23 protein-coding genes are annotated in these 25,100 nt (G+C 68.1%); 10 read left to right on the plus strand and 13 right to left on the minus strand.

Going from position 1 to position 25,100, the window contains the following annotated elements:
- Positions 1-98 precede the first annotated feature (98 nt).
- Positions 99-1,463 (plus strand): MFS transporter, encoded by a 1,365-nt coding sequence (locus tag ACRWNM_RS08320; protein ID WP_431965161.1) that lies wholly within the window; start codon positions 99-101, stop codon positions 1,461-1,463.
- Positions 1,460-2,206: a 3-hydroxybutyrate dehydrogenase gene (locus ACRWNM_RS08325; protein ID WP_431965163.1), complete on the plus strand. Its 747-nt coding sequence runs from the start codon at positions 1,460-1,462 to the stop codon at positions 2,204-2,206. Before ACRWNM_RS08320 ends, ACRWNM_RS08325 begins: the two co-directional genes overlap by 4 nt.
- A 26-nt stretch (positions 2,207-2,232) precedes the next feature.
- Here the strand turns inward: ACRWNM_RS08325 and ACRWNM_RS08330 are convergent, their stop codons facing one another.
- Positions 2,233-2,835 (minus strand): SACE_7040 family transcriptional regulator, encoded by a 603-nt coding sequence (locus ACRWNM_RS08330; RefSeq protein ID WP_431965165.1) that lies wholly within the window; start codon positions 2,833-2,835, stop codon positions 2,233-2,235.
- Positions 2,836-2,924: 89 nt separating this feature from the next.
- Between ACRWNM_RS08330 and ACRWNM_RS08335 the strand changes: the two genes are divergently transcribed.
- Genes ACRWNM_RS08335 through ACRWNM_RS08360 form a run of 6 tightly spaced genes read left to right on the plus strand, consistent with a single transcriptional unit; the run spans position 2,925 to position 11,011 of the window.
- Complete coding sequence (locus ACRWNM_RS08335; protein WP_431965167.1) at positions 2,925-4,520, plus strand: carboxyl transferase domain-containing protein; 1,596 nt, start codon at positions 2,925-2,927, stop codon at positions 4,518-4,520.
- A 5-nt stretch (positions 4,521-4,525) separates the two neighbouring features.
- Complete coding sequence (locus ACRWNM_RS08340; protein ID WP_431965169.1) at positions 4,526-6,571, plus strand: acetyl/propionyl/methylcrotonyl-CoA carboxylase subunit alpha; 2,046 nt, start codon at positions 4,526-4,528, stop codon at positions 6,569-6,571.
- Positions 6,568-7,728, plus strand: coding sequence for an acyl-CoA dehydrogenase family protein (locus tag ACRWNM_RS08345; protein WP_431965171.1), 1,161 nt, complete (start codon positions 6,568-6,570; stop codon positions 7,726-7,728). Before ACRWNM_RS08340 ends, ACRWNM_RS08345 begins: the two co-directional genes overlap by 4 nt.
- A complete protein-coding gene (locus ACRWNM_RS08350) occupies positions 7,725-8,231 on the plus strand; it encodes a MaoC family dehydratase (RefSeq protein ID WP_431965173.1) in 507 nt (168 codons plus the stop codon). The genes ACRWNM_RS08345 and ACRWNM_RS08350 overlap by 4 nt, the downstream gene beginning before the upstream one ends.
- A complete protein-coding gene (locus ACRWNM_RS08355) occupies positions 8,228-9,037 on the plus strand; it encodes an HpcH/HpaI aldolase/citrate lyase family protein (RefSeq protein ID WP_431965175.1) in 810 nt (269 codons plus the stop codon). Before ACRWNM_RS08350 ends, ACRWNM_RS08355 begins: the two co-directional genes overlap by 4 nt.
- 30 nt (positions 9,038-9,067) lie before the next feature.
- Positions 9,068-11,011, plus strand: coding sequence for an acetoacetate--CoA ligase (locus ACRWNM_RS08360; protein ID WP_431965177.1), 1,944 nt, complete (start codon positions 9,068-9,070; stop codon positions 11,009-11,011).
- A gap of 60 nt (positions 11,012-11,071) precedes the next feature.
- Here ACRWNM_RS08360 and ACRWNM_RS08365 read toward each other — a convergent pair whose 3' ends face one another.
- A complete protein-coding gene (locus ACRWNM_RS08365; RefSeq protein WP_431965179.1) occupies positions 11,072-11,806 on the minus strand; it encodes a DJ-1/PfpI family protein in 735 nt (244 codons plus the stop codon).
- Positions 11,807-12,218: 412 nt separating this feature from the next.
- On the opposite strand from ACRWNM_RS08365, the gene ACRWNM_RS08370 reads away from it, so the two are divergent.
- Positions 12,219-13,466, plus strand: coding sequence for a TetR/AcrR family transcriptional regulator (locus ACRWNM_RS08370; RefSeq protein ID WP_431965181.1), 1,248 nt, complete (start codon positions 12,219-12,221; stop codon positions 13,464-13,466).
- A gap of 188 nt (positions 13,467-13,654) precedes the next feature.
- Positions 13,655-14,917 carry a TetR/AcrR family transcriptional regulator gene (locus tag ACRWNM_RS08375; protein ID WP_431965183.1) on the plus strand — a complete coding sequence of 421 codons (1,263 nt, stop codon included), beginning with the start codon at positions 13,655-13,657 and terminating at the stop codon, positions 14,915-14,917.
- 21 nt (positions 14,918-14,938) lie between these two features.
- Here ACRWNM_RS08375 and ACRWNM_RS08380 read toward each other — a convergent pair whose 3' ends face one another.
- The 11 genes from ACRWNM_RS08380 to ACRWNM_RS08430 form a co-directional block, all read right to left on the minus strand.
- Positions 14,939-15,772, minus strand: coding sequence for a hypothetical protein (locus ACRWNM_RS08380; protein ID WP_431965185.1), 834 nt, complete (start codon positions 15,770-15,772; stop codon positions 14,939-14,941).
- A gap of 12 nt (positions 15,773-15,784) precedes the next feature.
- Positions 15,785-16,963, minus strand: coding sequence for an MCE family protein (locus ACRWNM_RS08385; RefSeq protein WP_431965187.1), 1,179 nt, complete (start codon positions 16,961-16,963; stop codon positions 15,785-15,787).
- Positions 16,960-18,072: an MCE family protein gene (locus tag ACRWNM_RS08390; RefSeq protein WP_431965189.1), complete on the minus strand. Its 1,113-nt coding sequence runs from the start codon at positions 18,070-18,072 to the stop codon at positions 16,960-16,962. The genes ACRWNM_RS08385 and ACRWNM_RS08390 overlap by 4 nt, the downstream gene beginning before the upstream one ends.
- Entirely contained in the window at positions 18,069-19,169 is a 1,101-nt protein-coding gene (locus ACRWNM_RS08395) for an MCE family protein (protein ID WP_431965191.1), read from the minus strand. The genes ACRWNM_RS08390 and ACRWNM_RS08395 overlap by 4 nt, the downstream gene beginning before the upstream one ends.
- The gene (locus tag ACRWNM_RS08400; protein WP_431965193.1) at positions 19,169-20,179 is read right to left on the minus strand and encodes an MCE family protein; all 1,011 of its coding nucleotides are present in this window, start codon (positions 20,177-20,179) and stop codon (positions 19,169-19,171) included. The genes ACRWNM_RS08395 and ACRWNM_RS08400 overlap by 1 nt, the downstream gene beginning before the upstream one ends.
- On the minus strand, positions 20,179-21,201 hold the full coding sequence (locus tag ACRWNM_RS08405; protein WP_431965195.1) for an MlaD family protein: 1,023 nt from the start codon (positions 21,199-21,201) through the stop codon (positions 20,179-20,181). The genes ACRWNM_RS08400 and ACRWNM_RS08405 overlap by 1 nt, the downstream gene beginning before the upstream one ends.
- A 1-nt stretch (position 21,202) precedes the next feature.
- Positions 21,203-22,612, minus strand: a complete 1,410-nt coding sequence (locus ACRWNM_RS08410; protein ID WP_431965197.1) for an MCE family protein — start codon at positions 22,610-22,612, stop codon at positions 21,203-21,205.
- Positions 22,613-22,620: 8 nt separating this feature from the next.
- Positions 22,621-23,484, minus strand: coding sequence for an ABC transporter permease (locus tag ACRWNM_RS08415; protein ID WP_431965199.1), 864 nt, complete (start codon positions 23,482-23,484; stop codon positions 22,621-22,623).
- Position 23,485: 1 nt separating this feature from the next.
- Complete coding sequence (locus ACRWNM_RS08420) at positions 23,486-24,358, minus strand: MlaE family ABC transporter permease (RefSeq protein WP_431965403.1); 873 nt, start codon at positions 24,356-24,358, stop codon at positions 23,486-23,488.
- 325 nt (positions 24,359-24,683) lie between these two features.
- A complete protein-coding gene (locus ACRWNM_RS08425; RefSeq protein ID WP_431965405.1) occupies positions 24,684-24,872 on the minus strand; it encodes a hypothetical protein in 189 nt (62 codons plus the stop codon).
- Positions 24,872-25,096 carry a hypothetical protein gene (locus ACRWNM_RS08430; RefSeq protein ID WP_431965201.1) on the minus strand — a complete coding sequence of 75 codons (225 nt, stop codon included), beginning with the start codon at positions 25,094-25,096 and terminating at the stop codon, positions 24,872-24,874. The genes ACRWNM_RS08425 and ACRWNM_RS08430 overlap by 1 nt, the downstream gene beginning before the upstream one ends.
- Between the last annotated feature and the right edge of the window lie 4 nt (positions 25,097-25,100).

Here is a 25,100-nt window from a genome sequence, read left to right on the forward strand (position 1 = left end):
GGCCGATACAGATCTGCACGAATACTCGTTCTCGGCACAATATGTGGGCCGCATCACAGATGAGGGGTGATGCGGTCCCGGTCATGAAGGAGAGTGCGATGAGCGTGCGCGATACCCTGCGGGCGACCGACAGCGATCCCGGCCCGACACCGGCCGGACTACGGCGGGTGGTCGCCGCGTCGATGGCGGGCACGGTCGTCGAGTGGTACGAGTTCTTCCTCTACGGCACCGCCGCCACGCTGGTCTTCAGCAAGGTGTTCTTCGCCAAGGGCACCAGCGATCTGGACGCGATTCTCGCCGCCTTCATCACCTACGCGGTCGGTTTCGCCGCGCGACCGCTCGGCGGCATCGTCTTCGGCCACTTCGGCGATCGCTACGGCCGCAAGACGCTGTTGCAGTTCAGCCTGCTGCTGGTCGGCAGCGCGACGTTCCTGATGGGCTGCCTGCCGACCTACGGGCAGATCGGCTACTGGGCGCCCGCGCTGCTGGTCACGTTGCGCTTCGTCCAGGGCTTCGCGGTGGGCGGCGAATGGGGCGGCGCGGTGCTGCTCGTCGCCGAACACAGCCCCGACCGCAGCCGCGGCTTCTGGGCGAGCTGGCCGCAGGCGGGTGTGCCCGCGGGCAATCTGCTCGCCACCGTCGTGCTGCTCGCGCTGACCTCGACGCTGTCGGACGCGGCGTTCCTGTCCTGGGGCTGGCGGGTCGCGTTCTGGTTGTCGGCGGTGGTGGTGCTGGTCGGCTATTACATTCGCACCAAGGTCACCGACGCGCCGATCTTCTTGGCGGCCCAGCGTGAAGCCGAGCAGATCAAAGCGACCTCGTTCAGCGTGGTGGAAGTGCTGAAGCGTTATCCCCGAGGCGTTTTCACCGCGATGGGTCTGCGCTTCGGCGAGAACATCATGTACTACCTGGTGGTCACGTTCTCCATCACCTACCTGAAGGTGCACGTCGGCGCGGACACGAAAACCATCCTGTGGTGGTTGCTCGCGGCGCACGCGGTGCACTTCGTGGCCATCCCGCTGGCCGGGAACCTGTCCGACCGATTCGGCAGGCGGCCGGTGTATTTCGCGGGCGCACTCACCGCGGGCAGCTGGGGTTTCTTCGCTTTCCCGATGATGGACAGCGGAAACCACGCGGTCATCATGTCGGCCATCATCATCGGACTGGTCTTCCACGCGCTGATGTACGCGGCACAGCCCGCGATCATGGCGGAGATGTTCCCCACCCGGATGCGGTATTCCGGTGTATCGCTGGGTTATCAGGTCACCTCCATCGTGGCCGGTTCGCTCGCGCCGATCATCGCCGTCCGGCTGCTGGACAGCTTCGGCTCCTCGGTCCCGATCGCCTGGTACCTGGCGGGGGCCGCGGCGGTCACCGCGGTGGCCGTGCTCTTCGCGAGGGAGACAAAAGGTCTCGACCTGCAGGCCGTCGACCGGGCCGACGCCGAGGTGAACGCTCGATGACCGACCTGTTCGGACGGCGCGCCCTGGTTACCGGCGGCGCGAGCGGCATCGGCGCAGCCTGCGCGCGGGAGCTCGCGGCGCGCGGCGCCGAGGTCACCGTGGCCGACATCGATGGCGACGGCGCGCTGAAACTGGCGAACGAGATCGGCGGGGAGGCCTGGGCCGTAGACCTTCTCGACGTCACAGCCTTGGAAGGCCTGCGGCTGGAGGTGGATGTGCTGGTGAACAACGCGGGCGTGCAGCGCATTCACCCGATCGAGGACTTCCCGCCCGCGCAGTTCCGCGACATCCTCGCCCTGATGGTCGAGGCGCCGTTCCTGCTCATCCGCGCGGTGCTGCCGCACATGTACCGCAACGGGTTCGGGCGCGTCGTCAACATCTCGTCGGTGCACGGGCTGCGCGCCTCGCCGTACAAGGCCGCGTACGTGACGGCCAAGCACGCGCTGGAAGGGCTGTCCAAGGTGACCGCGCTGGAGGGCGGCGCGCACGGCGTGACCAGCAACTGCGTCGACCCCGGCTATGTCCGGACCCCGCTGGTGGACAGGCAGATCGCCGATCAGGCCAGGACGCACGGCATCCCGGAACAGCAGGTGATCGAGAAGATCATGCTCACCGAGAGCGCCGTCAAGCGTCTCGTCGAACCCGACGAGGTCGCCGCCCTGGTCGGCTGGCTGACCGGCCCGCACGCGGGCATGGTCACCGGCGCCTCCTACACGATGGACGGGGGCTGGAGCGCTCGATGAGCGTGCGGCGGCCGATCAGCGCGCGATCAGGTGGTCCGGGCCAGCGCGGCCAGCGCCATCTCGCGCAGGATCGGCCTCGCCTTGTTCGCGGTCGCGGGGGGCGCGCTGTGCGGGGTCGAGTTGAGCAGGCCGAACGCGGCGTGCGCCTGCACCCGCGCCCCCTCCTCGGGCAGCCGGGGATGCAGTTTGCGCAGCACCTCCACCCAGACCTCGACGTACTGGCGCTGGGTGCGCCGCAGCTCGCGCCGCGGTCCGGCGGGCACGTTGTCCAGGTCCCGGTCCTGGATGCGGATGAGCTCGGGCTCGCCGAACGCGAAGTCCAGGTGGAAGTCGACCAGCCCTTCCAGCGCCGCCTCGGCGGAGTTCGCGCCGACCACGACGGCCCGGCCGCCCGCGAGCAGCCGCTGACTGACCCCGACCAACAGCTCGACGAGCAGCGCCTCCTTGTTGGGAAAGTGCCGGTAGACCGCGGGCCCGCTGATGCCGACGGCCGCGCCGAGGTCGTCGAGCCGCACGCCGAGGAAGCCCCGATCCGCGATGAGCCGGGCTCCTGCCTCCAGCAATTGCTTGCGCCGCTCCGCCTTCAGCTGCTCGCGGCGGGTGAGTGTCACAGCTTCCGCGCCGGTCACACCCGCTCCTTTCACCCGATCTGGACAACTCGGTTAATCGATATTAACCTGAATCTCAGTTATCGGCGACTAACTGGACGGCGGACGTGATGACGGTTACCCAAGAGGTCGGCAACCGCGCGGCGCACGAGGCGCTCACCAGCGACCTGCGCGCACGATTGGCGGCGGCCGCGCTCGGCGGGCCCGCCAAGGCGCGGGAGCGGCATATCGCGCGAGGCAAACTGCTACCCCGGGAGCGGGTGGACCAGCTGCTCGATCCCGGCAGCCCGTTCCTCGAGCTCTCCCCGCTCGCGGCGAACGGGATGTACGGCGACGAGTGCCCGGGCGCGGGCGTGATCGGCGGGATCGGGCGGGTGTCGGGACGCGAGTGCGTGATCGTGGCCAACGACGCCACGGTCAAGGGCGGCACCTACTACCCCCTCTCGGTGAAGAAGCATCTGCGCGCGCAGGAGGTGGCGCTGCAGAACCGGCTGCCCTGCCTGTACCTGGTCGATTCGGGCGGCGCGTTCCTGCCGCGCCAGGACGAGGTGTTCCCCGACCGAGAGCACTTCGGCCGCATCTTCTACAACCAGGCCACCATGAGCGCCAAGGGCATCCCGCAGATCGCGGCCGTGCTCGGCTCGTGCACCGCGGGCGGCGCGTACGTGCCCGCGATGAGCGACGAGGCGGTGATCGTGCGAAACCAGGGCACGATCTTCCTCGGCGGCCCGCCGCTGGTGAAGGCCGCCACCGGCGAGGTGGTCACGGCCGAGGAACTCGGCGGCGGTGAGCTGCACTCGCGCACGTCGGGCGTCACCGACCACCTGGCCGAGGACGACCAGGACGCGCTGCGCATCGTGCGCCGCATCGTGTCCACCTTCGGCCCGCGGCAGGAAAGCCCATGGGAGGTAACGGCTTCCAGGCCGCCCGCGCTAGCGGAGTCCGAGCTGTACGACGTGGTGCCCGTCGACCTGCGCACGCCCTACGACGTGCGCGAGGTCATCCACCGCATCGTGGACGGCGGCGAGCACGGCGAGAGCGGATTCCACGAGTTCAAGGCCGAGTACGGCAAGACGCTGGTCACCGGCTTCGCGCGGATCCACGGCCATCCGGTGGGCATCGTCGCCAACAACGGCGTGCTGTTCGCCGAATCCGCCATGAAGGGCGCGCATTTCATCGAGCTGTGCGACAAGCGCAAGATCCCGCTGCTGTTCCTGCAGAACATCACCGGCTTCATGGTCGGGCGCGACTACGAGGCGGGCGGCATCGCCAAGCACGGCGCGAAGATGGTGACCGCGGTGGCGTGTGCGCGGGTACCGAAGCTCACCGTCGTCATCGGCGGCTCCTACGGCGCGGGCAATTACTCGATGTGCGGGCGCGCGTATTCTCCTCGCTTCCTGTGGATGTGGCCGAACGCACGTATCTCGGTGATGGGCGGCGAACAGGCCGCCTCGGTGCTGGCCACCGTCCGCGGCGATCAGCTGGACAGCAGCGGGCAGCCCTGGTCGGAGGACGACCAGGAGGCGTTCAAGGCGCCGATCCGCGAGCAGTACGAGCACCAGGGCAACCCGTACTACTCGACGGCCCGCCTCTGGGACGACGGCGTCATCGATCCCCTCGACACCAGAACTGTCCTCGGCCTTGCCCTTTCGGTATGCGCCCAGGCGCCGCTCGAACCCGTCTCCTACGGCGTCTTCCGGATGTGATCGCGATGCTGAACAAGTCCCACCCCGTCGATTTCGACACCGTACTCGTCGCCAACCGCGGCGAGATCGCGGTGCGTGTCATCCGTACCTTGCGCGCCATGGGCATTCGCTCCGTCGCTGTCTACAGCGACGCCGACGCCGGGGCCAGGCACGTCATCGAGGCGGACACCGCCGTGCGCCTCGGCCCCGCGCCCGCCCGCGAAAGTTACCTGGACATAGGCAAAGTCGTGGCGGCCGCCGTGCGCACCGGCGCGCAGGCCGTGCACCCCGGTTACGGATTCCTCTCCGAGAACGCCGCTTTCGCCGCGGCACTGGCCGACGCGGGCATCGTCTTCCTCGGCCCGCCCGCCCGCGCCATCGAGATCATGGGCGACAAGATCGCCGCCAAGAACACCGTCGCGGCCTTCGACGTGCCGGTGGTGCCCGGCATCGCCAAGCCGGGCCTGACCGACGACGAGCTGATCGCCGCGGCCGCCGAGATCGGCTACCCGGTGCTGGTCAAGCCGTCGGCGGGCGGCGGAGGCAAGGGCATGCGCATGGTCGAGGACCCGGCGCTGCTGCCCGATGCGCTGGTCAGCGCGCGGCGCGAAGCGGGCGCCGCGTTCGGCGACGACACCCTGTTCCTGGAGCGGTTCGTCACCCGGCCCCGCCATATCGAGGTGCAGATCCTCGCCGACCAGTACGGCAACGTGCTGCACCTGGGCGAGCGCGAATGCAGCTTGCAGCGCAGGCACCAGAAGGTCATCGAGGAGGCACCCTCGCCGCTGCTGGACGCGGCCACCAGGGAGCGCATCGGGGCCGCGGCGTGCAATACCGCGCGCAGCGTGAACTACGTCGGCGCGGGCACGGTCGAATTCATCGTCTCCGCCGACCGGCCGGACGAGTTCTTCTTCATGGAGATGAACACCCGCCTCCAGGTGGAGCATCCGGTCACCGAACTGGTGACCGGTGTGGATCTGGTGGAATGCCAGGTCCGGGTCGCGGCGGGCCAGAAGATCGGCGCCCGCCAGGAGGAGATCCGGCTCACCGGGCACGCCGTCGAGGCGCGCGTCTACGCCGAGGACCCCGGCCGCGGGTTCCTGCCCACCGGCGGCGCGGTGCTGGACCTGGTGGAACCGGAAAGGCCTGGTGTGCGGGTGGATTCGGGACTGCGCGTGGGCACCGTGGTCGGCAGCGACTACGACCCGATGCTGTCCAAGGTCATCGCGCACGGCCCCGACCGCGCCGCGGCGCTCGCCGCGCTCGACCGGGCGCTGGCCGACACCGTGCTGCTCGGGGTGACCAGCAATATCGAATTCCTGCGCTTCCTGCTTGCCGACCCGGACGTGGCCGCGGGACGACTCGACACCGGTCTGCTCGACCGCAGGGTCGGCGACTTCCATCCCCAACCGGTACGCGACGAGGAATTCGTGGTCGCGGCGGCCTACCACTGGCTGCGCCGCTGGCCCGCCGAGCCGTCCGACCCGTGGGACATCCCGTCGGGCTGGCGAATCGGCGTTCCCGCGCCGACCCCGATCCGGCTGGCCGGCGGCGACCGCACCGAGCACGTCTACCTCGGCGGCCGCCCCGACGCGGCGCAGGTCCGCGTCGGCGAGGGCGAATCCCTCACGCTGAAAGCGACTTTCGCCGCGCGTACCGCGGAAAGCGGTGTGCTCACGCTGACCGTCGACGACGTGCGTCGCGACTACCGGGTGGCCGAACACGACGGACAGCTCTGGGTGGCAGGGCCCGTGGGCGTCGCGGTGCTCCGCGAGGTCGCCGAGGTGAACGTGCGCGGCGGCGGCGAACACGTCGGCGACGCCGAGATACGCAGCCCCATGCCGGGTTCGGTGATCGCCGTCCCGGTGGCATCCGGCGCGACGGTGGCGGCGGGCGCGCCCGTCGTCGTGGTGGAGGCCATGAAGATGGAGCACACGCTCACCGCGCCGGTGGCGGGCACCGTCGAAGTGCTGGTCGCACCGGGCGCCCAGGTACGCCTCGACCAGCCCCTCGCCCGCATCGTGGCCGCGGACGAAACGAATACCTCCGAACGAGAAGGAACCCTCGTATGACCGACTTTCTGTCCACCGGCACGCTGCCAGAGGACTACCGCGACCTGGCGCTGACGGTCCGCGATTTCGCCAAGCAGGTGGTGGCCCCGGTGGCCGCCGAGCACGACGCGAACCACACTTTCCCGTACGAGGTCGTCGCGGGCATGGCCGATATGGGCCTGTTCGGCCTGCCCTTCCCCGAGGAGTACGGCGGCATGGGCGGCGACTACTTCGCGCTGTGCCTCGCGCTCGAGGAACTCGGCAAGGTCGACCAGAGCGTGGCCATCACCCTGGAGGCGGGCGTCTCGCTCGGCGCCATGCCGGTCTACCGCTTCGGCGACGACAAGCAGAAGCAGGAGTGGCTGCCGCAGCTGACCAGCGGCCGCGCGCTGGCCGCCTTCGGCCTCACCGAACCGGACGCGGGCAGCGACGCGGGCGGCACCACCACCAAGGCCGTGCTGGACGACGGCACGTGGATCATCAACGGCCGCAAGCAGTTCATCACCAACTCCGGCACCGACATCACCAAGCTGGTCACGGTGACCGCGGTGACCGGAACGACCGGCGGCACGAAGGAGATCTCCACCATCCTGGTGCCGACCGACACCCCCGGCTTCGTCGCGGAGCCCGCCTACAACAAGGTCGGCTGGAACGCCTCGGACACCCACCCGCTGAGCCTCACCGACGTGCGCGTCCCGGCGGAGAACCTGCTCGGCGAGCGCGGCCGCGGCTACGCCAACTTCCTGCGCATCCTGGACGAGGGACGCATCGCGATCGCCGCGCTGTCGGTGGGCGCGGCCCAGGGCTGCGTCGACGAGAGCGTGCGCTACGCCAAGGAGCGGCTCGCCTTCGGCCAGCCCATCGGCCGCAACCAGGCCATCACCTTCAAGATCGCCCGCATGGAAGCGCGTGCGCACGCCGCGCGCACCGCCTACTACGACGCCGCCGCGCTGATGCTCGCTGGCAAGTCCTTCAAGAAGCAGGCGTCCATCGCCAAGCTGGTGGCCAGCGAGGCCGCGATGGACAACGCCCGCGACGCCACCCAGATCTTCGGCGGCAACGGCTTCATGAACGAATACGCTGTGGCCAGGCATTACCGCGACAGCAAGATCCTGGAAATCGGCGAGGGCACGACGGAGGTGCAGCTGATGCTGATCGGACGGGAGCTGGGCCTGTGAACGAGCGCAGCGAGCGAACCATCGACAAACGTCGAATCGTCCAGCGCGGCTTGTGGTTCGAGGAGTTCGAGACCGACGTCGTCTACGAGCACCGGCCCGGTCGCACCATCACCGAGGCCGACAACGTCCTGTTCACCACGCTGACCATGAACACCCAGGCGCTGCACCTGGACGCGGCCTTCAGCGACGCGCTGCCGCCGTTCAACAAGCGGCTGGTGAACTCGATGTTCACGCTGTCCACGCTGGTCGGGCTCTCGGTGGCGCAGCTGACGCAGGGCACCATCGTCGCGAACCTCGGCTTCTCCGAGATCGCCTTCCCGAAGCCGCTGTTCCACGGCGACACCATGTATGCCGAGACCGTGATCGTCGACAAGCGCGAGTCCAAGTCGCGGCCGGGCGAGGGCATCGTGACCTTCGCCCACACCGCCCGCAACCAGCACGGCGAGGTGGTGGCGACGGCCACTCGCAAGACGCTGGTCCGCAAGGCGCCGGAGCAGGCATGACGTGGCAGATGGCGGGGCCGGGCTGGTTGTTCTGCCCCGCCGACCGACCAGAGCGCTACGAGAAGGCGGCCGCGGCCGCCGATGTGGTGATCCTCGACCTGGAGGACGCTGTGGCGGCGGCGGACAAGGCCGCGGCCCGGACAGCCCTGCTGGCCACCCCGCTCGATCCCGAGACCACCGTGGTGCGGGTCAACGCGGCGGACACCGAGGAGCACGCGCTCGATCTCGCCGCACTGGCCGAGACCGGATACCGCCGCGTCATGCTGCCGAAAACCGAATCCGCCGAACAGATCACGGCGCTGGCGGACTACGAGGTGATCGCGCTGGTGGAATCGCCGCTCGGCGCGCTGGCGATCGAGCGAGCGGTCTCGGCGCGCAACGCGATCGGCGTCATGTGGGGCGCGGAGGACCTGATCGCGGGTCTGGGCGGCACCGCGAGCAGGCACGCCGACGGCAGCTATCGCGATGTGGCGCGGCACGTCCGCTCCAGCGCGTTGCTGGCCGCCAAGGCGTACGGCAAATTCGCCCTCGACTCGGTGTATCTGAACTTCCGCGATCTCGACGGCCTGCGCGGCGAGACCGACGACGCGGTGGCTGTCGGCTTCGACGCGAAGGTCGCGATCCACCCGAGTCAGGTGCCGGTGATCCGCGCGGCCTACGCACCCGCAGACGACGAAATCGCTTGGGCAAGGCGGGTACTCGACGAGGTGCCGAAGCACCGCGGTGTCTTCGCCTTCGAAGGCCGGATGGTCGACGCCCCCGTGCTCCGGCACGCCGAACAGATCGTGCGACGCGCGCACGCCTGACAACTGATCCATGAGCCAGGAGGTATTGCGGTGCAACCACAGTGGGTGCCCACCGAGCGGGACATCGCCGACGCCAAGGTGACCGATTTCGCACGGTTCGTCGCCGCGCGCACCGGCGTCGCGACGTCGGACTATCACTCGCTGTGGCAGTGGTCGGTGGACGACCTGGCCGGTTTCTGGCGGGCGGTGTGGGAGTACTTCGAGCTCGGCGACATCGACGGCGAGGTGCTGGCGAGCACGGAGATGCCCGGAGCCCGATGGTTTCCGGGCACTCGGCTCAACTATGTCGATCAGATCGTGCGCCAGGCCCGCACCGACCGGCCCGCCATCCTGGCCGTCGGCGAGGACACGCCTACCCGCGAAGTGTCCTGGGTCGAGTTGATCGACGCCACCGCCGCGTTCGCGCGTACCCTGCGCGAACTGGGCGTGCGGCCCGGTGATCGGGTGGTCGGCTACCTGCCGAACATCCCCGAGGCGGTGATCGCGTTCCTGGCGACCGCGAGCCTGGGTGCGGTCTGGAGCGCGTGCGGGCAGGACTACTCGCCGAAGGCCGCCCTCGACCGCCTCGGCCAGCTCGAACCGACCGTGCTCGTGACCGCCGACGGCTACCGATTCGGCGGCAAGGCGCACGACAAGCGCGCCGACATCGCCGCGCTACAAGAGGGTTTCGGCACCCTGCGCGCGACGGTCGCCGTCTCCCGGCTCGGCCTCGAGGTCCCCGGCGCCGTGCCGTGGGCCGAGGCGGTCGACACCGACAATGTCGCGGCGATCATCGAGACCGAGACGGTCGACTTCGATCACCCGCTGTGGATCGTCTTCTCCTCCGGCACCACCGGCCTGCCGAAAGGCATCGTGCACGGCCACGGCGGCGTGCTGCTGGAGCACCTGAAAGCGATTGCGCTGCAATCCGATATCGGGGAAGACGACACATTCTTCTGGTACACCAGCCCGAGCTGGATGATGTGGAACTTCCAGATCGCGGGCCTGCTGATCGGCGCCACGATCGTCTGCTACGACGGCAGCCCGACCTATCCCGCGCCGGACGCGCTGTGGCGGATCGCCGCCGAGACGCGGGCGACCGTGCTCGGCACCAGTCCCGGTTACGTGCTGGCGTGCATCAAGGCGGGCGTCGTCCCGCGCGACGAGCACGATCTCGCGGCGCTGCGCACGGTCGGCATCACCGGATCGGCGCTGCCGCCCTCCTCCGCACTGTGGTTGCGCGACAACGTCGGCGAGCACGTACCGGTCAATTCGATCAGCGGCGGCACCGACGTGGTCTCGGCCTTCATCGGCGGCGTTCGCACGGTGCCGGTCTGGCCCGGCGAGCTGTCGGCGCCCTACCTCGGCGTAGCGCTCGACTCGTTCGACACGGAGGGCAAGCCGGTGCGCGGCAAGGTCGGCGAACTCGTGATCACCGCGCCCATGCCGTCCATGCCGGTGAGTTTCTGGCGCGACCCGGACGGAACGCGTTACCACGACGCCTATTTCGACATGTTCCCCGGCGTCTGGCGGCACGGCGACTGGATCACCGTCACCGACCACGGCAGCATCGTCGTGCACGGCCGTTCGGATTCCACCTTGAACCGGCACGGCATCCGGATGGGCAGCGCCGACATCTACCAGTCCGTCGAGCGGCTGACGGAGATCACCGAGGCGCTGGTGATCGGCGCGGAACAGCCCGACGGCGGCTACTGGATGCCGCTGTTCGTGGTCCTCGCGCCGGGCGCGGAGCTGACCGACGAACTGCGCGAACGCATCAATTCGACCATTCGCACCGAGGTCTCGCCGCGGCACGTGCCTGACGAAATCCTGGTCGCGCCGGGCATCCCGCACACCCGCACCGGCAAGAAGCTCGAGGTGCCGATCAAGAAGCTGTTCCAGGGCGCCGAGGCCGCACGCGTGGTGGAGCGCAGCGCCGTCGACGACCCCGACCTGCTGGACTGGTACGCGAAGATCCGGCCTGCCGAGCGCTGAGGGATACCGCCGGTTCGCTCCGGCCAGGCGCGGGCTCCGATGTGCGGGCGACCGCGGCCGTCAGGCTCGGATCCGTCGAATGGCGCTGCGCCACAACGCCTCCTGCGCACCGGTGAGGGTGCGCAGCAGAGTTCCGCTGTGGCGCAACTGCCCGAGCAGCCGCACCTGGCCGGCCAGCGCCGTACGACGCACCTTGGCATCGACCTTGTCGGGGTGGCCCGCGTCGAAGGGCGGCCGCGGATCGTATTCGATGCCGAGCTGAATGACCTCGGCGCGTTCCCTGCCGAAGATCTCACCGACCAGCCACAGCGCGAGGTCGATGCCCGCCGAGACGCCCGCGGCCGTGGCGATGCGGTCGCCGATCACGAACCGCTCGCCGGGCTTCGGCACCGCTCCGAGCAGACCGAGGGGGCGCTGTGCCGCCCAATGCGTCGTGGCGGGTCTACCGTCCAGCAGACCCGCCGCGGCGAGCACTAGCGCACCCGTGCACACCGAGGTGGTCCATTCGCTGGTCCGGTGCACGGCGCGTACCCAGTCCAGTACCTTCTTGTCCGCCGCGACGGCGGTCGCGGCCGGGCCGCCGGGCACGACGACCAGCCGAGGAGCGGGCGTCTCGTCGAAGGTGTGGGTCACGCCGAGCGCGAGCGCACCGCTGTCCGTGACGACCGGACCGACCTCGTGACCGACGAAGCGGATCTCCGCGCCCGGTGCGAAGCGCAGCACCTCGTACGGGCCGATGGCGTCGAGCGCCGTCATGCCCGGGTACAACACCACCGCGATTTGAAATGCCGACACGGCAACCCCCACTTCTCTCGATGATCCGTCTGCGCGACGGCCCCGGCGCAACGGTAACACCACCGCCTCGAGTCGCGCACATTTAGTGACTATCGATTCTTGACTCAATTTTGACGCTTACCTGGCCTACTGCTCCTGTATGTTTATATCTGTTCGGTGAGCGATTCACGCCGACTGCTGGTGCCCTCGGTGCGGATGATTCGGTCGCCGAGCTCCGAACGGCACGGCGCGGCGCATCCCGCCTCGTCGTCACGCCGAGCCGAACGGCGGACCGTGTGGTCCCGGAGCGGACCAAGCCTCGGGACCACACGGAAACGACCGCCACGACGAGCCCTCGGCGCGGACCCGGCCCGTTCGACGTACCGCGACCTGGGCAAATCACAGTGCGAGCGGAGTCGTTACGATGTCCGGCATGAGTGTCGACAATCGCCGTACGGCGCGAAAGGCAGTCAGCGGCGACTCGGCACCACGGGAGATCAAGCGCAGGCCCAAGAATCGGCGAGCCCAGATCGCCGCGGCGTCCGCCGCCGCCTTCGGCGCGCTCGGCTACCACGGCGTGAGCATGGAGGACATCGCCTCCGGACTCGGGATCAGCTCGGCCGCGCTGTACCGGCACTATCCGAGCAAGTACGCGCTGTTCCGGGAGGAGTTGCTGCGGGTGGGCCGCGCGATGACGGAGTCGGTCGAGCTGCCCGACGACACCGCCGAGCTCACCCCAGAGCAGCGGCTGCACCGGGTGCTCGACGCACTGATCGGCGCGACCATCGAGAACCGTCCGAGCGTCACGCTGGTGCGCTGGGAGGGCCGCTACCTGGAGCCGGAGGATCAGCGGATCCTGGCCGAGCAGCAGGCCACCGTGCTCGACGCACTCGGCACCGAATTGCGCGGACTGCGCCCCGAACTGGACGACAACGACGTCCGGGTGCTGCGCGCCGCGCTGCTCAGCGCCATCACCAGCATCGCCGACCACCACGCCGCGCTGCCCGCGAAATCCCTTGCCCGGCTGCTCGACTCGGCTTGCTCGGCGTTGGCGCGCGCGGAGCTGCCGCCCGCGGCTGCGACCGCGGAACCCGCGACGCCGATCGAGATCCCGGAGTCGTTCAAGCACGAGCTGTTGCTGCACAAGGCGGTCGAGCTCTTCCACGAGCGTGGCTATCCCAACGTGAGCGTCGAGGAGATCGCCAGCGCCGCAGGGCTTTCCGCCGCGTCGGCGGTCTACCGCTTCTATCGCGGCAAGAGCGATCTGCTGGCCGCAGCGTTCCGCAGGGCCGCCGACCGCGTCTCGGCGGCGATCGGTCCGGCCGTCGCCACCTCCGACGGACCGGAAGCCGCGCTCACCGCGCTGATCGAAAACTACGTCGCCGGCTCGTTCGCCGAGCGCGCCCTCACGTTCGTGTATTTCACCGAGTTCCAGCATGTTCCGGCCGAGGAGCGCTCGGTACTGCGCAATATCCAAAGACTGAGCGTCGAGGAATGGGCCAAGCTGCTGCGCGAGGTGCGACCCGAGCTCTCGCCCGCCGAGGCGCGCTTCCTCATCCACGCGGCCTTCGCGCTCGTCATCGATCTCGGCCGCTCGTTCGGCAGCGAACCGCTCGCGGCGCAGGATCGGGTCCGGCTGCTGATGCGGATCGTGTTGTTCGGCCGCCCCGCTCAGGTCTAGGAGCACTCCCCCGGGATGCCGCGTGGGTCTCGCTCGCACCGTTGATGTTACCGAATATTCTGATCCCCATCGTTATGATCGTCCGGCATAACACATGTGTTACCACTAGTTTGTGATCTTTCATTCAGTTTGATTCCGGCATCAGAAAGGCGGCTTTACCGAGCATCCGTTTGGGTTAGCATCGCCGCATGGATGCGCACAAAGGCCGCGCCCCGCGTGAGAGCGCGAGCGGTGAGAACGCCGCGCCAAAGGTGATCCGACGACGGCCGCGAAACCGGCGAGCGCAGATCGCGGCGACCTCCGCCGAAGCCTTCGGCGCACTGGGGTACCACGGCGTCAGCATGGAGGAGATCGCATCCCGGCTCGACATCAGCTCCACCGCGCTGTACCGCCACTACCCGAGCAAATACGCGTTGTTCCGCGAGGAGGCATTGCGACTGAGCGCGCTCTGCGCCGAAGCCGTGCAGCTGCCCGACGACCTGGCCGACGCCCCGGCGAGCCTGCGGCTCGAGCACATTCTCGACACGCTCATCGAGAAGTCCATCGCCAACCGCCGCGGCGCGGCTCTGCTGCGGTGGCAGAGCCGCTACCTCGAGCAGGAGGACTACCGGGTCCTGATCGAGCAGCTGATCGAGGCGTACCGGGTGGTCGGCGGGTTGCTCGCGGAGGCGCGGCCCGAGCAGGTGGGCGCGGACAGCATCGTCCTGGCCACTGCCGCGCTCAGCGTCATCGGCAGCATCTCCGATCACCACGTGTCGATTCCGGTGCGTTCGCTGACCAGGCTGCTGCGCACGGCGTGCCTGGATGTCGTGCGTTCCGACCTGCCGCCGGTCGGCGAGGCGCCGGTCGCCGACGGCGCCACCGAGGTGCCGCTGCGCTTCAAGCACGAGCTGTTGCTGCGGCGCGCCATCGAACTGTTCCACGAACGCGGCTATCCCAACGTGAGCGTCGAGGACATCGCCAATGCCGCGGAACTGCCCGCGTCCTCGGCCGTCTACCGCTTCTACCGGAGCAAGGGCGACATCCTGGCCGCCGCGTTCCGCCGTGCGGCGGACCGGGTTTCGGCCGCCATCGGCCCCGCGATCGCCGCCTCCGCGGGTGACCCCGAGCGCGCCCTGACCCGGCTGATCGAGCTGTACGTCGCCGGTTCCTTCGCCGAGCGGGAACTGACCTTCGTCTACTACGCCGAGATCAGCAACGTGCCGCAGGAGGACCGCACCGTGCTGCGGAACATCCAGCGGCTCAACGTCGAAGAGTGGGCCAAGCTCGTCGTCGGGGTGCGCCCGGAACTGTCCGCCGCCGAGTCGCGGGTGCTGGTGCACGCCGCCTTCGCACTCGTCGTCGACCTCGGCCAGTGGCTGGGCCCCGACAACCCGATCTGCTCGCAGGCGCGGGTGATCCACCTGATGCAGGTCATCCTGTTCGGGCGGCCCGCCGCGACGACTCGGTGATCAGAGACGAAAGACGAAGCGCTACTGCTGCGGCGAGGGGACCAGCGGTGAATTCACCTTGTTCACCAGCCACTTGCCGTCCACCTTCGCCATCCGCATCACCATGGACAGCTGACCCGGCGCGGGCTTGCCCTGGGTGCCGACACTGGTGATGGTCTGGCCGATCACCACGATCGCCTCCGCGGAGGTCTCGTCACCGCTCTTCACCGCGCACTGCACGTCGTTGGTCTTGGAAACCACCTCACCCTGGGTCAGCACCTCTTTCAGCTCGCGGCTGGTGTCGTCGAACTGCTTCTTCCAGTCGCCCGTCGCGCCGTCGAGCACCGCGGCGAAATAGGCGTCGAGGTTCTTGGCGTCGTAGTTCGCGAGCACCGGCGCGTACGCGCAGGCGGCCGCCTTGGCCTCCTCATGGGCTTCCAGCAGCGCCTCGTTGTTCCGGTTCTGTACGAAGAACCAGCCGGTCGAAGCGACCGCGGCGCCCAGCAGCACGGCCACCGCGGCACGTGCCGCAACGACGCCATTGGCGCCGCCTGGAATGCGCAGACGATCGCGCCAACTTGTCTCCGCCGCAGCTGGTTTCGCGTCCACCGTGGCGCCTGCGGCGGTGGAATCCGCCGCTTTCACCTCGCCGTCCGCCACAGCTGGTTTCGCATCGGTGGACACCACTGCCTTCACCTCGCCCTCCGACGCAGCCGGTTTCGCGGCGGCGACGGCGGACACATCCGAGGACGCAGCCGGTTTCGCATCGCTCTGCGCCGCAGCAGCTTTCACATCCGCAGCCGTCTCATCGGCTGCCTTCGCCGTGTTGTCCCCCGCGACGGACGCGGCGCCGCTATCGACATCGTTGTCACTCATGGCATTTCCTTCCTATCGCCCGGGAACGGGACGGGACAATTCGTTGCCGGTCACGCCAGGCGGCGGGCCGGACCCGTTGTCGGGCACATTGGGCCGCGGCGCGTTCGCCGAACCGCGCACCTGGAGTGCCGGGTTGTTCGTGACGCAGTAGTTGTAGAGCCGCACCCTGGTGTCGGTGGTGGCCAGCGTCGGGACGACGGGGATGGTCTCGTAGTCGCAGGTCGGCCGCGGCCACGGGTCTACGAGGGTGTGGAAGGCGCCGTCGTGCGCGGGGATGCCGATCGCCTCGGTGCCTTCGCGCAGCGCGGGGAACAGCGCCGCGATGGCGGGCTGGCGCAGCTTCGCTGATTTGGTGATGGCCACGAAGTTCGTCACCAGATTGGTCACGGGGTCCTCGGTCTCGGTGACGAAGCCGCCCAGCGTCGCCAGCTGACCCGGTGCGAGGTCGAGGAAGCGCCTGACCTCCTGATCGGCGGCGGTCAGCTGCTCGAACAGCGCGCCCGCGCCGGTGGTCAGTGTCGTCAGATCGGGCTGGGCGTGCGAGGTGGTCTCCGCGATGATCTCGAGGTTCTCGATCAACTGCCTGGTCTGCGGCAGCAGATCGGTGAGGCCCGCCATGGCCCTGCTGATGCCGGAGATCATGTTGCGCAACCGATCCGGGCCGCCCGCGAGCGCCTTGTCCAGCTCGTCGATGATGACGGTGAGCCGCTGCGGGTTCATGCCGCCGATCATGCCGCTCACGTTCGCGAGCACGGACTGCACCGAGACCGGGGCCTTGGTCTGGGACATCGCCACCACATCGCCATCGGCGAGGTACGGGCCGGTGTCGGAGTCGGGCCGGAAATCCAAGTATTGCTCCCCCGCCGCGGACAGGCGACCGACGGCGACGGTACCGCCCACGGGAATGCGTGCTGCGGAATGGATTTCGGCGACGGCCGCGATCCCGATGTCGGCGACCCTCACCTCGCGCACCCGCCCGACCCTGGTGCCGCGGAAGGTGACGTCGTTGTTGGCCAGCAATCCGCCCGAGGTCTGCAATTCCACGGTGACGAGGTAGGTGTTCGGCAGCGGGTTGAAGCGCAGCACCTGCGCGCCCAGATACGCCGAGCCGAGGATCAGCACGAGCACGAGGCCGATGTTGGCGACCGCGATCCGCTTGCGGACCAGGTAATTCCAGAGTGGGATGTTCATCGGCCGCCCTCCGTGCGCGGCGGGCTGGTCAGCCTGCCGATCACCTTCTCGATGACCTGCGCGAGGCTGCCGATGAAGGCGGGCACGTCACCGACCTCCGGCCAACGGCTGCCCCGCGGATCGGTCAGCGCGCCCACGCTCAGGTAGGAAACCGTCGCCGCGACCGACAGATTCGGACCGTCGAAGGAGGCCATGATCGACGGGTACAGCTGATCGAAGCGCTCCAACGCTTGGCCGAGTTCGTCGCCCATCTGGGTGAATCCGGACATCAGGCGCTGGATGCTGTCGAACAGGCTCACGAACTCGGGGCCGGTGGTCTCGGTGAAATCGCCGAGCGCGGACATGGTCACCGACACCTTGCCGATCAATGCCGAGATGTCCCTGTTGTTCTCGGCGAACAGGCCGAGCAGCGCGGGGAAGGTGTCGGCGGCCTCGCCGAGTTCGGCTTTGCGCGCGGCCAATTCGCCGGTGAGCACGTTGACGCCGGACAGCACGCTGTCGATGTCCGCGGTCCTGCGGTTGAGCGCCTCGATGGCGCTGCTCAATTCGGTCAGCAGATGCGCGAGCTGCGGTGCTCGCCCGGCGAACATCGCATTCATCTCGGAGGTGATCTTGGCGGCCTGATTGAGGCCGCCGCCGTTGAGCAGCATGGAGATCGAGACCATCAACTGCTCCACCGAGGCGCCCGCCGAGGTGTGCTCGGCGCCGATGGTGTCACCTGGCCGCAGCATCTGCGCGCCGTCCTGCGCGGCGGGCAGCGTCATGGCGACGAAGATGTCGCCGAGCGGGGTGGCCTGCCGCAGCTCCGCGGTGGTACCGCGCGGCAGCCGGATGTCCTCGCGGATCTCCATTTCCACGTCGGCGATGAAGTTCGTTGTGCTGATGCCGGTGACAACGCCGATGTCGGTGCCGCCGATCTTCACGTGCGCGCGATCGGGCAGATTGAGCGCGTCGCGGAACGCGGCGTGGATCTTGTAGCCGGGTGCGCCGATGCCCGGCTGGGGCAGCGGGACGTTGTCCACGGTCACCGCGCATCCGGTCGCCGTGCCGATGCTCGCGGCCACCAGCCCGGCCGCGAGGGTGCGTCGCAGCACCGCCTTCGTCCTCATTTCGCGATCCCCAGCAGTGCGGCGGTGAGACCGAAATCCGGTCCCATGTCCTGAATCTTCCCGGTCCGGCAACCGTCGAGCCGCAGCTGAATCCGCTCGCAGAACAGCGCGAGCGCCTCGCCGTCCAGCACGATCTTGTCCAGCAGGCCGTGCAGTCGTACGGCGCCGTGCTCGCGGCTCATCGAGTTGGTGATGTTCTGGAAGAACAGCGGTGTGACGTCGACGATTTCGGTCAGCTGACGCGCGTTGGCGCGCATCTGCTCGGTGATCGCCACGAAGCGGGTCAGCGCGCCCGCCAGCTGATCCCGATTCTGTCCGACCACCGTCGCGGTGTTGTTCACGAAATCGTTGAGCTGGGTGAGCACCGCGTGCAGGCCGGGCGACTGCTCGCCCATCAGCTGCACCAATTCGGTGAGCCTGCCGCTGAAGTCGCGCACCGTCTGGTCGTTGGACGCGATCACCTGGGTGATCTCGTTCAGCTTGATGATGGTGTTGGCGATCTGGTCCCCGTTGGCGAAGGTCACCTCGAAGGCCGAGGAGAGCGCGTCCAGCGTCTCCCGCAGCCGGTCGCCGTTGCCGTCGAGCAGCGGGAACAGTACCCGGCTTGCCATCGGCCCGTTCTCGCTGTCGCCCTTCAACGCCGCGCCCAGCTGGTCGAAATTCTCCAGGATCCGGTCCAATTCGACCGGCGTCCTGGTGCGGGCGAGCGGGATGTGCGCACCGTCGGCGAGCGTCGGTCCGTCACCGGTGTAGGCGGGGGCCAGCTCCACGTGCCGATTCGTGATCAGCTGCGGCGAGACCAGCGCCGCGATGGCGTCGGCGGGCACCTTCACGCTCTTGTCGATGGACATGGTGACCTCGACGTAGCTGCCGCGCGCGGTGACCGTGTCGACCCGGCCGACCGGAACGCCGAGGACGGCCACCTCGTTGCCCGCGTAGAGCCCGGCGACGTTCTCGAAATCGGCGCTGATCCGCAGATGTTCGCCGAGATACTGGTCGGGCAGCGAACTCACGCTCTCGGGCAGCAGCGAACAGCCGCTGCCCACGGCCGCGGCGACGCACACCGAGACCAGTTTCAAGACCGCACGAATCCTCATCAGTTGCACCCCGGTACCGCTTGTGCGAAACAAAGCCAGTTGTCCGGGAAGATCCACGGCGCCCAGACCTCGCCGTACGGCCCGTTGCCGAGCGCGTTGTTGAACTGCCGCATGGCGACCGGCATGATCTCGTACAGCCGGTCCAGGTTCTCCCGGTTCTTCTCCAGACCCTCGGTCATGGTGTTCAGGTTCTGGATGAGCGGGCCGAGCTGGTCGTTGTTCTCGACGCCCATCTCCTGCAACAGGGCCGACAGCGCCGCGACGTTGTCGAGCAGTTGCCGCAGCAGGTCCTGCCGCAACGCCACCGCGTTGCCGATCGCCTCGCCGCGGGTGAGCAGCAGCAGCACGCTGTTCTGGTTGTCCGCGACCAGCTGCGACACCTGATCCATGCTCTTCAGCAGCGTGTCGACCTCGTCGCGACGATCGTTGATCACCTTGGCCAGCGCGCCGATGCTGTCCAGCGCGGCGACGGTCAGCTGCGGCGAGTCGCCCATCTGCTGGTCGAGCACGTCCAGCGCCTGGCGCAGCTTGCCTGGGTCGATGCGCTCGATCCGTTCGAAGGACGACTTGTACTGCGGGTCCTGGATCACCTTGCCGAGGTTGTACGGCACCGAAGTGTTCGACAGCCGGATGACATTGTCCGGCAGGCCCTTTCCATCCCCGGGTGTGAGCTCGACGTGCAGCCTGCCCAGGATCGTCGACATCTTGATGGCTGCCCGCGCGTTCGGCCCGAGCCGCAGGTCGCGGCGCACCCGCAGATCCACCACCACCTTGTCGCCCGCCAGCCGGACCGCGCGGACCTGGCCGACCTCGATGCCGGAGACGTCGACAGTCGCCCCCGGCCGCAGCCCCGCCGCCTGGGCGAACTCGGCCTTGATCGTCTTGTCCGCCAGCCGCGCCTCGGACACCACGCTCGAACCGACCAGCAGCAACGCCACGAAGCCCGCCGCGATCACGCCGAGCCAGAGGTAGCGGTTCTTCGAATACCTCGGCAACCGAATCCGCGTCATCACCGGCACACCTCCGACTGAGAATTACCGCCGACCTGCGAGAACAGCCCCGGCGGGAGCAGCACGCCCCACAGCGAGACGTCCAACCGGCAGATGTAGGCGTTGCCGTACGTGCCGTAGCTGGTGAAGCGAGCCAGCGCGTTGAGCAAGTTGGGGAACTGCACTGCGGCCTTGTCCAGCGCGGCGCCGTTGAGCAGCAGCATGGCGATGCCGGTGGTCGCGTCGTCCTGCGCCCTGGCCAGGTCGGGCTGCACCTGAGCGATCAGCGAGACCAGCGAATCGGTGGACTCGGCCACCAGATCGACGGACTGCTTCAGCGACTCGCCTTCCGCGTAGAGCGCCTCGACCAGGGCCCTCGACTGGACGATGAGGGTCTCCAATTCGCTCGAGCGGTGCGCCAATCCGCTGATCACGCTGCTCAGGTTGGTGATCACGTCGCCGAGGATGCGGTCGCGCTGGCCGAAGGTGCCTGCCAGATCGGCGGCCTGGGTGATCAGCGTGCTCAGCGAGACGCCGTCGCCCTGCAACGCCTGAATCAGCGTCTCCGACAGCGAGTTCACCTGATCGGGCTGCAACACGCTGAACAGCGGCTCGAAACCGGAGAGCAGCGCCGAGACGTCGAAGGACGGCTCGGTGTTCGCCAACGAGATGTGACCGCCCGGACGCAGCGGGTCGCCCTCCTCCTTGCCCGGTACGAGCGCGATATAGCGCTGGCCGATGAGATTCTGATATCGCACAAGGGCTTTGGTCGTTGTGGTCAGCCGCTGCCTGTCCTGGATGCGGAAATCGATGACGGCCTTGTAGTCGTCGTCGAAATCGATCCGATCGACCCGGCCGACCCGCACGCCCGCCATGCGGACGTCGTCGCCGACCCGCACGCCCATCACGTCGGAGAAAGTCGCGGAGTAGGTGTGCGTGTCGCCGGGCACCGAGCGCTGCAAGGTCGACCAGATCGTGTAGGTCAGCGCGATGGCAAGCACCGCGAAAAGACTGAAGCCCGCGAGGGCCTTTCCGGATTTCATCTCAGTTGCCCCCTTCCGCCGGTGCGGTGTCGTACACGGTCACCGTCCCGCCTGCCAGCAGCGGCGTCAGCAGCAGGAGCTGCGCGGCGGTCGGTTGCCCACCGACGATCGCGGCGACACCGGCGTGCCCGCGTCCGCCTGCGATCGGACGCGCCGCCGGGGTGGCCACACCGGGGGCGGTGATTCCTGGAATGGCGGGCAGGCCCGGGATCGCGGGCAAACCCGGAATGCCCGGGATGGCGGGCGCCGCTTGGAGTCCCGGCAGCGTGAGCGTCGGCTGGGGACCGGCGGCATCCAACCAGCGCGGTTGCAGCCGATCCGGAAACTCCTGGTCCGGTGCGACTTCCGGCACCGTCGGGCCACCGCAGCGAGGACCGGTGAGCGAACCGTAGGCCGGGCAGTCCTCGGCCGTGTACTGCTGGAAGGGCGTGAAGGTGACGTCCATCTTCCACACCATCTGGCGGCTCGGCCCGAAGTGGAACACCGTGGCCAGCCTCTCCAGCGACGCGTTGAGGTTGCGCGCGGTGTCCGGGATGGCCTGCGTGTCCTGCGCCAGGCTGCCGAACAGCTGGTCTAGTCCGGGGACGAGGTCCTTTGCCGCATCGGGGTTTCGAGCGAACAGCGAGTTGACGGAGTCGATGGTGTTGCTCGCGTTGGCGAGCAGCGCGACGAGGTTGTCGCGGCGCTCGGTGAAGGTGCGGGCCGCCGTCACCGACTCGGCCAGCACGCCGACCAGATCCGGTGCCGACTTGCTCAGTTCCGTGGTCGCCCGGCCGAGATCACCGAGCAGTTCACCGACACCGGGGACGGTGCGCATCTGGGTGACCCAGAGGTCGAGCCGCTCGATCGTCGAACCCGGCACGCGCGCACTGGGATCGAGCGCCGCCGCAAGCGTCGCCAGCACCCGGCCGAGCTTTTCGGGCTGGATGTTGTCGAGCACGTCGCGCAGCACGGTCAGAGTGGTCTGCAACTGCATGGTCGAGGTGCTGGTGTCCTCCGGAATCACCGCTCCGGCGACGAGTTTCGCGCCCGCCGAGCCGTTGTCCACCAGCTCGATCGCGGTGACGCCGAACAGATTGTTCGGCACCACCCTCGCCGTGACGGCCGCCGGAATCGTCGGCGCGACGGCGGGCTTCAGGTGAATCTCGGCGCGCTGCCGTTCTCCCTTGGCGACCACCTCGACACCCGCGACGGTGCCGACCACCATGCCGCGGAACTTCACGTCGGCACGTTCGGGCAGACCGTCGCCGGTGCTGGTCAGCTCGGCGGTCACCCGGACCTTGTCTTCGAAATAGCCGTTGTAGCGCAGCATCAGCAGGCCGAGCAGCAGCGCGGTGGCCGTCACCATCGCCAGGCCGGCCAGGGAGAGCTGACGCGCGGTCGGCCCGCGGCCACTGGGATCGAGAAGCATGCCCGCCCCTATCCCGAGATCCGGAAACCGGGGTCGATGCCCCAGATAGCCAGCGTCAGAACCAGATTCGCGAAGACCATCACGACGATCACCATCTTGATGGCCTGTCCGGCAGCGACGCCGACACCCTCCGGCCCGCCCGAGGCGACATAGCCGTAGTAGCACTGGATGAACGTCGCGAGCAGCACGAAGACCACGACCTTGAGCAGCGAGAAGAAGACATCGGTTCCGATGAGGAATTGGAAGAAGTAGTGGTCGTAGGTGCCCGCGGAGGTGCCGCCGAGGAAGAGCACCGAGAGCTTGGTGGCCAGGTACGCCGTGGCCAGACCCACCGTGTACAGCGGGATGATGGTCAGCGTCGCGGCGATCATCCTGGTGCTCACCAGGTACGGAAGAGGGCGGATGGCAATGGATTCCAGCGCGTCGATCTCCTCGGAGATCCGCATGGAACCCAATTGCGCGGTGAACCGGCACCCGGCCTGGATGGCGAACGCCAGCGTCGCCAGGATCGGCGCCAGCTCGCGCGTGGTGGCGAAGCCGGAGATCGCACCGGTCAGCGGGCCCATGGTGAGCAGGTTCAGCGCGGTGAACGACTCCATGCCGACGGTGATGCCGCCGAACGCGCAGAGGATGATCACCACGCCGACGGTGCCGCCGCCGACGACCAGCGAGCCGTTGCCCCATCCGACGTCCGCCGTCAGTCGCAGCACTTCCTTGCGATAGTGCTTGAGCACGAAGGGAATCGCGGCCAGCGCCTCGAAGAACGTGATGGCCTGGTGGCCGAGCCGCTGATTCGCCCGATAGGGCACGGCGGCGACGGTACCGACCGCCCGGAATGGTCTCAGGGCGGGCGGGGTGTACTTCGTGCCCACCTCAGATCACCTTCGTCGGGAACAGCGTGTTGTACAGCTGGGTGAGAATGATGTTGGTGGCGAAGAGCATCAGCGCCGAGGTGACGACCGCCGAGTTCACCGCGTTCGCCACGCCGCCGGGGCCGCCCTTGGCGTGCAGCCCGATGTCACAGGCGATGATCGCGGTGAGCGCGCCGAAGATGGCCGCCTTCACCAGCGCGACGATGAGGTCGTTGGCCACCGCGAAGGACGCGAACGAGCCGATGAACGAACCCGGAGTCCCGGACTGGGCGTAGACGTTGAACATGTAGGCCGTCGCGAAGCCGACGAACACGATGAACCCGCACAGCAGCATGCTCACCAGGACCGCGGCCACCAGGCGTGGCGCGACAAGGCGGCGCACCGGATTCACGCCCATCACCATCATGGCGTCGATCTCCTCGCGGATGGTGCGCGAGCCCAGGTCTGCGCAGATCGCCGAGCCGACCGCGCCCGCGATCATCAGCGAGGTGACCAGCGGCGCACCCTGGCGGATGATGCCGAGTCCGGCGACCGCGCCGATGAACGTCGTCGCGCCGACCTGGTTGACCAGCGCGCCCACCTGAAGGGAGACCACGACGGCGATCGGAATCGCGACCAGCACGGTCGGCGCCGCGGAGACGCTCGACATGAACGCGCACTGCCTGATGAATTCGTGATACGGGAAACGCCGGGCGGCGATCGCCCGGAACAGTTCGATCACCGCGTCGCGGCCCAGCATCACTTGCCTGCCAAGGGTTTCCAGCGATCGCTGCGGATGACGCCGCCACAGACCCTTCAGATCGTCGACGGCTCGCTCCAGGTCGGTGCGCTCCGGAGGCTGCTCCGGCTCGATCCGACCCGGAGGTCGTTCGATGGTTGTCACGCTGCCCGAGTCCTTTCTCGGCCTTCTTCTCGCTCACTTCGCCGACCGGTAACGGTGACCCCCTCGAGGGCGCGGAGCGTGTGAAGTGTCGCACAGCCCGGGCGCGCGACACAAGTCACATGTGAATAGGAATTCTCGACACAACTGGATCGATGTGTCTCATAGTGAAGGCTGGCCCGAATCATTGAACGAGCAGTCGACCTGCAAATATATCGAGCTAATCAGCGCATCATCGCGCCTATATCAGACACTTACAACTCGAACAAGTTTCCACGAAGTCACATATTTCCCGGGCACCTGTCCGCGCACCGACCGGTCAGGCCGGTTCGCTGAGGAAGTGCTGCAACGCCACCAATCCGTAGCCGAGCGCTGCGACGCCGGCCACGACGGCGCTCAGCACGGCGAGCCACAGCCCGTAACGCAGGATCGGATTGACTTTCATTCGCCCACCGAGGATCTTGACGCCGATCACCACGATGTCGATGAGCCACACCAGGATCATCATCAGGTCATGCACACATTCGAGAAGGTGAGCACCGGCCAGCACACGATCGACCCGAGGAACGAGATGACCACGTCGATGCCGTGCATATCGCGTAGATGACTCGTATGGGTCAGCGTCCAGACGACTCCCACGAGCCCGTAGGGGATTCCGAGAATGATCAGAGTTCCGAGGAACTCGGAGACCTTCATCTCGTAGCTGAATAGTCGATCCAGCTTCTTGAGCATGTAC

The organism is Nocardia sp. bgisy134 (genome assembly GCF_965341865.1).
Classification (GTDB): Bacteria; Actinomycetota; Actinomycetes; order Mycobacteriales; family Mycobacteriaceae; genus Nocardia.